Genomic DNA, 9555 nt, shown 5'->3' on the forward strand with positions numbered 1-9555 from the left:
TCACCAAACGTCAGTTGCATGGATCACTCCTCAACGTAGCTGTGTAGTGTCGCGCATCTGGGACGTTGTTCAGAGGTTCCCTAAACCCGGCCGCTACTCAGGGCGGGGGAACGTCGGTGGATGGCTGCGCGCATTGACGTCTCCTGCCGGGCACGCGCGTTTAGCGACGCGCCCGATCGTAGTGAAAGGTGGCGCGATGCCATCGGCAGGGCTGCAAGAGAGGGATGAAACGGACGGAACTGTTGTGTGAACTTCCTGGCGTTGGTGGAGTGCGCGAACAGTGCGTTTGATTTACTGCAGCGCTGGATGATTCGGGTGGTATGCCGACCCTCATCCGCCCTTCGGGCAGCTTCTCCCAGGGGGAGAAGGGATGCGTCGTACGCGTCTGCGCTCACCTGCTAGTGCCCTGCTGGTGCCCCAACCATCGCAGCGCCGCCTCACTCAGCCGGCGGCAGCACCACATCCGGCTTTGCCGCTTCCGGGCTGACGCGTTCGATGGTATGGCGTAACTCGCGGCCCAGGATGAACTTGGCATCTTTTGCCCACGCATCCAGCCGCTCGTCGAACAGCAGCTTGCTGTTCTCGTCCGGCCACACCAAGCGCAGTTCGCGCAGTTTCTGGATGAAGCTGCGGAACAGGGTTTTGTCGAAGAACTCCGGGGCGGCCGGGGCGTACAACAGGCTCAGGCGTTGCGCGGCCTGTTGGCACAGGCTTTCCAGTTCGCCGGCGCCGAGCACGCCGGGGCCGTTCTTCACCAGCACCGAGATGGCGATGTAATAGCGCTCGAACGCCTGCTGCAACGAGTGGCCAATCGCACGCAGGCGGAACACTTCGTCGGTCTGGCCGGTGTTGCGGGTGAGGATGCCGCCATCGTCGTCGGTGACGTTGAGCAGCAGGCCTTCGCGCACGAACATGTCGATGGTCTGTTCGATGCGTTCGGCGAAGCGGTCTTCGGTCCATGGCAGGAACAACTCCGCCTGCAGGAACGGGTACACGGTGCGACCCAGGCGCAGCAGACCGGCACGGCTCATGCGGCGATTGTTCTGGAAGCAGCACGCCACCCACGAGGAGGCCGTGAACAGATGCAGCACGTTGTTGCGGAAGTAGCTCAGCAGCACTGCGGTGTCGCCGCTGACGCTGAGCACATCGCCCAGCGGGTGCGACACACGCGTCAGCACGTTGATCTCTTCGGCATGGGTAATGATGCGCGCCGGGGTGTGCGGGGTGACGGTGACGCGGTCCGAATACGGCATCTCCGCCAGCAGCTTCTTGCACAACTCGATCTGCGCGATCAGGTCGGCCTCGCCCATCGCATGCTTGGGCGTGGACAGTAGCGCAAGTGCGAGCAGGTTGATCGGGTTGACGTCGGCGGCGCAGTTGATGCGGGTCTGGATCTGCGTGGACAACGTATCCACGGCCGGCGCAAGCCAGGTGGGTTTTTCGTCGTCGGGCAGCGGTTGGCCGTCCCAATCCGGCGCGTGCTTGGCCAGCACGTCGTTGAGCGCGATCGGCTCGCCGAAGTTCACCACCACTTGGCCGTAGTTCTGCTTGAGCACCTTGGGGATGGACCACAGCAGGCCCCAGATGGATTCTTTTTCCTTGGGCCGGCCGGTGAGCTCGTCCAGATAGCTGTTGCCTTCCATCAGCTTCTCGTAGCCGATGTACACCGGCTGGAACAACACCGGTTTGCGCGGCTGACGCAGGTAGGCACGCAACGTCATCGCAATCATGCCGCCCTTGGGCTGCAGCAGGCGCCCGGTGCGCGAGCGCCCGCCTTCGACGAAGTATTCGATCGAATAGCCGCCGGCCACCAGCTGCGCGACGTATTCGCTGAGCACCGCCGAATACAGCGCATTGCCACGGATGCTGCGGCGGATGAAGAACGCGCCGCCCTTGCGCAGCAACGTGCCCACCACCGGCAGATTGAGATTGATGCCGGCCACGATGTGCGGCGGCACGATGCCGCGTTCGTACAACAGGTAGCTCAGCAGCAGGTAATCCATGTGGCTGCGGTGACTGGGCACGTAGACCACTTCGTGCCCGGGCGCGGCCTGTTTGAGCTTGTCCAGGTGATGCACCAGCACGCCAGCGTAGATGCGGTTCCACACATGGGTGAGTAGGAAGCTGGCCGAGCGCACCACCGGGCTAGAATAGTCGGCGGCGATTTCCCACGCATAGGCATGCGCCTTGCGCCAGGCATCACCCGGCTTGCTGCTGTCGCGCCTGGCCTTGGTGGCGATAGCCTCGCGTACCGAGTCGGCAGCCAGCACCTGGTCCACCAGCAAGCGGCGGGTGGATAGATCCGGGCCGATCACCGCTTCGCGAATACGCCGGAAATGCGTGCGCAACACGCGCTGCAGCTTGCGCAAGGTGCGCTCGGGCGGCAGGCCTTCGGCCATGGTCTGGCGCAGCGAAATCGGCGGGGCGAAGCGCACGATGGTGGTGCGGCCGTTGAGCAGCACCGCCAGCAGGCGCCGGAAGCGGCCCACTAGCGCCCAGTTTTCCGAGAACAGCACTGCAAACCAGCCGCTCTGCTTGTCCGGCGCACGGCCGACGAAGATCGACACCGGCACCAGATGCACGTCCAGTTCGTCGCGCACACGGTGCGCCTGCAGCAACTTGGCCAATGAATCCGAATGGGTCTTGCCGCCGCGTTGCTCGGGGATCAACGAATTGCTGCTACGCCGCGACAGTGCCAGGTAGGCGCGTTTGCGCTGCAACGGGTCGCCCGGCAGCGGCACCAGCGGCGACGGCAGGCCGGCCTCGCGGCAGGCCTTGTCCAGGATCAAGCTGCTGGACAGGCCGTAGTCTTCCAGCACGTAGACCACCGGCGTGCCGTCGTCATAGCGGGCGGGTTGGTCTGGTTCGATGGTCAGGCTCAGCCACGGGTCGGCCAGCCGGCCGAGCAGGCGCGCCCACCACGGGCGTTTGGCGTTCCGGGCGAGCGCGACAGCCGGCGCTGCAGGCGGCGTGTCTGCGGCAGATGGCGCAGAAGATGCGGCAGGCGGCAGCACCGCCGCACTCGCACCAATGTCGGCTGCGGAAGGGCGGGGCGGGGCGGGCGGGCCGTCCGGGAACGGCAGGGGATTTTGTTCTGGCATCACGGTCATTATCGCCCAGTCGGGCGTTGCCCGGTGGCGGCCGGGGTGTCGGGCGCTGCAGCGGCGTCGGGTAAGGGTGCGGCCGGGGTGGCGCGGAGCAAGGCCTGCACCTCGTCCTGGGTCTGCTGCTGGTACCAGTGGCCATCGCGCTTGATCAGGGCGACGCTGAGGTCGATGTCATGCGCAGCCAACGGATAGCGCAGCCGCACCTGAGCGCGGTCGCCGTCTTGCTTGATCAGGCCAGTGCGCAGCGCATCCAGGCTGGTGTCCAGCGACAGGTCGTAGCGCTCCAGCACCTTCTTGGCCGCTGCCCAGAACGGCCCGAGCCGGCGCAGGCTCTCTTCCATGCCCAGGCGCTGCAGATCGGCATCCGAGCCGATGCCGGTGGCGCGGGCGGCGGTCACCAGCTCGGTGATGCTGGCCTTGGCGCGCGCGCGATCAGCCAGTGGCGCGGTCGCGGCCCAGGCGCTCGAGGCATCGAGCAGTTGCACGTAATAGACGCGTTGTTCGGGTTGGTAGTCGTTGCGGCTGCGCAGGTATTGCACGCCGAACTGGCCCAGCGACTGCGCGGCCTGGCGGATGCCCTGTGGCTGCCCGGCCAGCTGCGCATCGAAGGCCTGTTGCAGCCGGCGTTCGGCGCCCGCTGCCGACAACGACCCAAGCAGGCTGCCGACCTCGTTGGGCAGTGGCAGCTCGGTCAACGGCCAGCGGCTGGCACCGCTGCGCCAGGCCGCTTCCAGTTGGGTGTATTGCGCGGGGGTGACCCGGATCCGCGCATAGGCAACCAGATCGTTGCGCCGCAATGGCAAGGTCATCGACTGCATCGCTGCCGCCGGCTCGGCGCTAGCGCCGGGCAAGGCAGCGGCAGTGTCGGCGCGCTGGCAGCTGCTGACGCACAACGCGGCCAGCAGCGCCCACGCGATGGACTGGAACCGGCCGGCGCGGACGGTGGATGGCGACATGCGCACGATGTTCCCCTGATCGATCGGCGCATCTTGCTGTCTGAATGCGTTGGCGGCAAGACATGCTGAAACCGTGCGCTAGGGTACGGTGGAAACGTTAGATTTTCGTAGTTCCGCGCATGTTGCCATCCACGGTCCGACATTGATCGCGGTTGTCTCTTCTGGACAAACGTGTCCAGGCGTCGGGTCCGAGCCCTTGTGCTGCCTGGGTTTGGTGCAATGCTGCAGCGCATCATGTCAGCGCTTGCAGTTCCTGCTAGCGTGCGCGCCATCTCGCTGTGAGGTCGCCATCGGTTGGGGCCGATGTCATCCATGTGCATCTGTGACACGAAAGTTCTGCGCCAGCGGACCGTGCGCCCCTACCCGGCGCGCGGCGGCAACGGCGTTGTTTTGGAGTTCGCGCCATGAGTCGGCCGCGTTCAGAAGGCGGCAGCGTCACCATCAAGGACGTCGCGCGCGAAGCGCAGGTATCGGTGGCGACGGTCTCGCGCACCATGAACGGGCATCAGCATGTGGCCGAATCGGTGCGCGAACGCGTGTTGCAGGTCGCCCGCGCGCTGCACTATATCCCGCATCACGCCGCGCGCAGTCTCAGCAGCCGGCGCACCCACACCATCGGTGTGGTGTTGCCGGATCTGCATGGCGAATTCTTTTCCGAATTGATCCGTGGCATCGACCAGGTGGCGCGCGAGCAGGGCTATCACCTGCTGGTCTCCAGCTCGCACGGCGACCCGCAGGCGCAGCGCAAGGCGCTGGAACGCCTGCCCGGCCGCGTGGACGGCGTGGTGGTGATGTCGCCCTCGCTGGGCGATTCGGGCGTGCACGAAGACGCACTGCCCGGCGGCCTGTCGGCAGTGCTGCTCAACTGCGCCGGCAGCGCTAGCCAGCGCCCGGTGCTCAACGTGGACAACTACGGCGGCGCGCGGGTGATGACGCGGCATCTGCGCGACAGCGGCCACCGCCGCATCGCCTTCATCGCCGGGCCGGCCGACAACTTCGATGCGCACGAGCGTCTGCGCGGCTATCGCGACGCGCTGGCACTGGATGCCGATGCGCAGCCGTGGGTGCTGCCGGGCAACTTCGACGAAGAATCCGGCTACCGCGCCGGCCAGACCCTGGCCCAGGACGCACGCCCGGATGCGGTATTCGCCGCCAACGACATGATGGCGCTGTGCTGCCTGTTCGCGCTCGGCCATGCCGGGCTGAAGGTGCCGCAGGACATCGCGCTGGCCGGCTTCGACGACGTGCCGATGGCGCGCTACGTGCTGCCCGCGCTGACCACCATGCGGGTGGATATCGCCGGGCTGGGCGCGCGTGCATTGCACCTGTTACTGGGTCAGCAATTGGTCGATGCCCCACCCGCCGCTGCTGCACCACCGGCCTTTTCCGAGATGGTTCCCGAACTGATCGTGCGTGCTTCCAGTGCGCCGCGCACGGCGCCTCCTACCGGAGACGCGCTCACCATTTTTAGCTGACATTGTGTTGCTTGCAGTTCCTGCAGTTATTGCCAGCTGTCCCGCTTTACGCAGTCCCGACGCGCCAGTCACTCCACTGGTTCGCGCTTTACCCCTGGGAGGGGGAAGTCATGAAGAAGTACCGCACCGTCTCCATCCTGCCGGCGCGCAGCCTGTTGTGCTGCGCCCTCGCCGCCTCGTTACTGGCCAGCACGCCAGCCATGGCCCAGTCCAGCAACGCCACGTTGCGCGGCCAGGTCGCCTCGGCACAGGCCGGCACCCCCGTGACCGCGACCAATGTCGCCAGCGGTGCGGTCCGACGCGTGCCCACCGGCGCCGACGGCAGCTACGCGCTGGTCGGCCTGCCGCCCGGCACCTACAAAGTGGACGCCGGCCCCGGCAGCGAGCAGACCGTGACCCTGTCGGTGGCCTCGTCGGTCACCTTGAACCTGGGCGGCGCGGCGGCATCCGCACCGGCCGGCGATGCCACCACGCTGGATGCGGTGCAGGTCACCGCCACCACGCTGCAGGAGGTCAAGACTTCGGAAGTGGGCACCAACGTGTCGCTGAAGCAGATCAGCACCGTGCCGCAGCTGACGCGCAACTTCCTGGAGTTCGCCGACACCGTGCCGGGCATGCAGTTCGAGACCAACTCCAACGGCAACAGCCAGATCCGCGGCGGCGCGCAGGGCAGCTCGGCGGTGAACGTCTACATCGACGGCGTCGGCCAGAAGAGCTATCTGTTCGGCGGTGTTTCCGGCCAGGAGCAGAGCGCGGGCAACCCGTTCCCGCAGCTGGCGATCGGCGAGTACAAGGTCATCACCTCCAACTACAAGGCCGAGTTCGACCAAGTGGGCTCGGCGGCGATCGTGGCCTCGACCAAGTCCGGCGGCAACGAGTTCCACGGCGAGATCTTCGGGCGCACCAGCAACACCGATTTCCGCGCGCGCCAGCCCGACGAGCGGGCCGGCGCACCCAACTCCGATGGCAGCAAGCGCAAGACCCATCAGGACGAGTATGGCTTTGCGTTGAGCGGGCCGATCCTGCAGGACAAGGCGCATTTCTTCTTCAGCTACGAAGGCAAGGGATTTGAGGTCTCGGCCGATCCGGTGGCCGTGCCGGATCGTTTCAGTGCGCTGAGCGACGACCTGCCGGCCGGCGTGCAGAGCCGGCTCGGCTCGGTCACGCGTCCGTTCAACGAAGACCTGTATTTCGGCAAGGTCGATTGGGATATCGGCGAGAACGATCGCCTGGAGCTCACCGGCAAGTACCGCGACGAAGAAAGCCGAGACAGCGTCGGCGGCCAGACCACCGCGATCGCCTCCAAGATCAACCTCAACACCGAAAAACGCTTCGACCTGCGATGGCAGCATTACGGCGAGCGCTACGTCAACGAGGCGCGCGTGTCCTACGAGGACGTGCTGTTCAATCCCACCGCCTACACCGTGGGTAGCCAGACCGTGTACACGCGCGGCATTTCCGAAGACGACGTGCTGCTCAACGACGGCGCCACCAGCGGGCTGGCGATCCAGCGCAAGGGCCAGAAGGGCCCCAGTTTCCAGAACGACCTGACCTTCAACAACCTTGAGTGGCACGGCAACCACGTCATCAAGATGGGCGTGAAGTACAAGGAAGTGGAGCTGACCCAGAGCGAAAACTCTGCGGCCAACCCGTCGTTCTACTACGCGGTGGGCGATGGCGTCGGTACCGCAGCCATTCCGTACCAGGTGCGCTTCAATCTGCCGTTCGCCGGCGCCGCGCCGTCGGTGACCACCACCAGCAAGCAGCTGGGCCTATACATCCAGGACGATTGGGACGTCAACGACAAGCTGCAGTTGAATATCGGCGTGCGCTGGGATGGCGAAAAGATTCCCTCCTACCTGGACAACGTGACCCCGCCGGAAGTGGTGGCAGCGTTGAACGGCCCCGGCACCGATCCGGCGGTGAGCGCCACCTACGCCGAGCAGCTCGCCAAGGGGGGGGTGAACATCGACGACTACATCAGCAACGGCCGCAATCGCAAACAGGACAACAATAATTTCGCACCGCGGCTGGGCTTTTCCTACGATTTCCGCGGCGACGAGTCGCTGGTGCTGTTCGGTGGCGCCGGCCGCAGCTACGACCGCAACCTGTTCGACGTGATGGGACTGGAGCAGATCAAATCCGCGCTGGCGCAGTACACGATCCGCTTTGCCGGACCCACCAACTGTGTCCCGGCACCCGGCACCTGCACCACCTTCGACCCAGCGTTTGTGAGCAACCCGGACAGCCTGGGCAACCTGGTCGATGCGCGCGTGCGCAACGGCGAGATCAATCTGCTCAACAACGATCTGAAGACGCCGTATGCGGACCAGTATTCGCTGGGCTTGCGCACCCAGCTGGGCGAGTGGAACACCTCGGCGACGGTGTCGTATATCCATAGCAAGGACGGTTTCATCTTCACCCTGGGCAACCGCTATGCCAACGGCGATTTCTTCCAGAACGGCGCTCAGGCGTTTGAGCAGAGGCCCCAGGGCTTCGGCAATCTGATCATCGGCAACAACGGCGTGGAGACCAAGACCGGTCAGCTGCTGCTGTCGGCGGACAAGGCCTATACGCAGGAAAGCGGCTGGGGCCTGACCGCGGCCTACACCTTCTCGCGTGCGCGCGGCAATCGCGGCAACGACGATCGCTACGGGTTCGATGCGGCCACCATTGCCGATTACCCATTCCTGGACCTCAACGCGGTGCCGCGTCACCGCCTGGTACTCACCGGCATCTACGACCTGTTCTGGGGCATCAGCGGCTCGGCCAAGCTGACCCTGGCCACGGTGCCGCCGCGCAACGAGGCGATCTCCTTCGACCAGTACGGCGGCCCGAGCTCGGACAACATCCGTGTGGTCTCGGTGGACGCGCCCGGCGGCAAGTTCATCGCTGGCGGCGACATCTTCGGCACCCGCCAGCTGGATCTGTCGTTGTCCAAGGACATGCACATCACCGACGCGGTCACCGTGCAGGTACGCGGCGATCTGATCAACGCGCTGAACTTCCGCAACTACGATCAGTACAGCATCGACTGGGGCACTGCCGGCAGCTACGACCCGCGCGTGCGCATCAACCAGTATGGGGCGATGTCCACTCCGCCCCGCACGCTATTCATGAGTGCGCGGATCATCTGGTAACGGCTGTCTTGACGGCATCCGCTGCCTCGGCGCCGGATGCCGTTGGTTGCCAGACCAGTCGTCGATCACTGCATCGGCCCCACTGCACGGGGGGGGGGGCGCCTGCAGGTTTCATGCAGTTTCTTTATCGGCAGTGTGTCCACGCAGCGCGACGCTCGATGCGCGCGATGCTGCAGGCAACACGCTTCCCTTCGCGATCGTTTGTGTTGTGTTTGCACTCCCTGCTGTCCGTTGCCGCTGTCCCCGTTCCATCCACACCAAGCACCAACCTGACGCGCCAGTCACTTCACTGGTTCGCGCTTTACCCCTGGGAGGGTGAAAGTCATGAAGACGCACCGCGCCGTCTCCACCCTGCCGGCACGTCGCCTGTTGTGCTGCGCCCTGGCTGCCTCGTTGTTCGCCACCACCCCACCCCGGCCACGGCCACCCAGTCCAGCAACGCCACCTTGTGCGGCCAGGTCGCGTCCGCGCAGAGCGGCAGCGAGGTCGTCGTCACCAACCTCGCCACCGGTTCGGTGCGACGCGCACCGGTCAACGCGAACGGCAGCTACACCAGCATCTGCGCGACAAGCGGCTCGATGAAGAAGAAGGCGGCAAGATCGATTCGCAGACCAAGGAATACGGGTTTGCGTTGGGTGGCGCGCTCATCCAGGACCGCATGCACTTTTTCGTCGCCTACGAAGGCAAAGAGAACCTCGCGCCCAAGCGCGTGCAACCAAGCGCCGAGGCAGCAGCTTTCATCAACCAGCTGCCGTCTGACTTGGCTAGGTGTTTGATCCCAGGTGTTGATGGTGCATTATTTTCCCTCGAATGGAAGCAAGCACGATGGGCCAGGTTCTGCAGGGGAGCGCCACCACGACTGAGGCGATCCGTCGAG

5 protein-coding genes are annotated in these 9555 nt (G+C 65.3%); 3 read left to right on the top strand and 2 right to left on the bottom strand.

What is annotated here, in order from left to right; all coding sequences use genetic code 11:
- Window positions 1–437 precede the first annotated feature (437 nt).
- Both plsB and XpopCFBP1817_RS17615 read right to left on the bottom strand, forming a co-directional pair.
- A complete protein-coding gene (gene plsB / locus XpopCFBP1817_RS17610) occupies window positions 438–3110 on the bottom strand; it encodes a glycerol-3-phosphate 1-O-acyltransferase PlsB (protein WP_128418107.1) in 2673 nt (890 codons plus the stop codon).
- Window positions 3110–4063, bottom strand: a complete 954-nt coding sequence (locus XpopCFBP1817_RS17615; protein ID WP_167393967.1) for a hypothetical protein — start codon at window positions 4061–4063, stop codon at window positions 3110–3112. Before XpopCFBP1817_RS17615 ends, plsB begins: the two co-directional genes overlap by 1 nt.
- 404 nt (window positions 4064–4467) lie before the next feature.
- On the opposite strand from XpopCFBP1817_RS17615, the gene XpopCFBP1817_RS17620 reads away from it, so the two are divergent.
- From XpopCFBP1817_RS17620 to XpopCFBP1817_RS24195, 3 genes are all read left to right on the top strand, one after another.
- Window positions 4468–5538, top strand: a complete 1071-nt coding sequence (locus tag XpopCFBP1817_RS17620; protein ID WP_128418109.1) for a LacI family DNA-binding transcriptional regulator — start codon at window positions 4468–4470, stop codon at window positions 5536–5538.
- A 110-nt stretch (window positions 5539–5648) separates the two neighbouring features.
- Entirely contained in the window at window positions 5649–8678 is a 3030-nt protein-coding gene (locus XpopCFBP1817_RS17625; protein ID WP_128418110.1) for a TonB-dependent receptor, read from the top strand.
- A gap of 448 nt (window positions 8679–9126) precedes the next feature.
- Window positions 9127–9555: hypothetical protein (locus XpopCFBP1817_RS24195; RefSeq protein WP_484606960.1), on the top strand; the 429-nt coding region annotated here is incomplete at its 3' end.

Source organism: Xanthomonas populi, from assembly GCF_002940065.1.
GTDB lineage: Bacteria > Pseudomonadota > Gammaproteobacteria > Xanthomonadales > Xanthomonadaceae > Xanthomonas > Xanthomonas populi.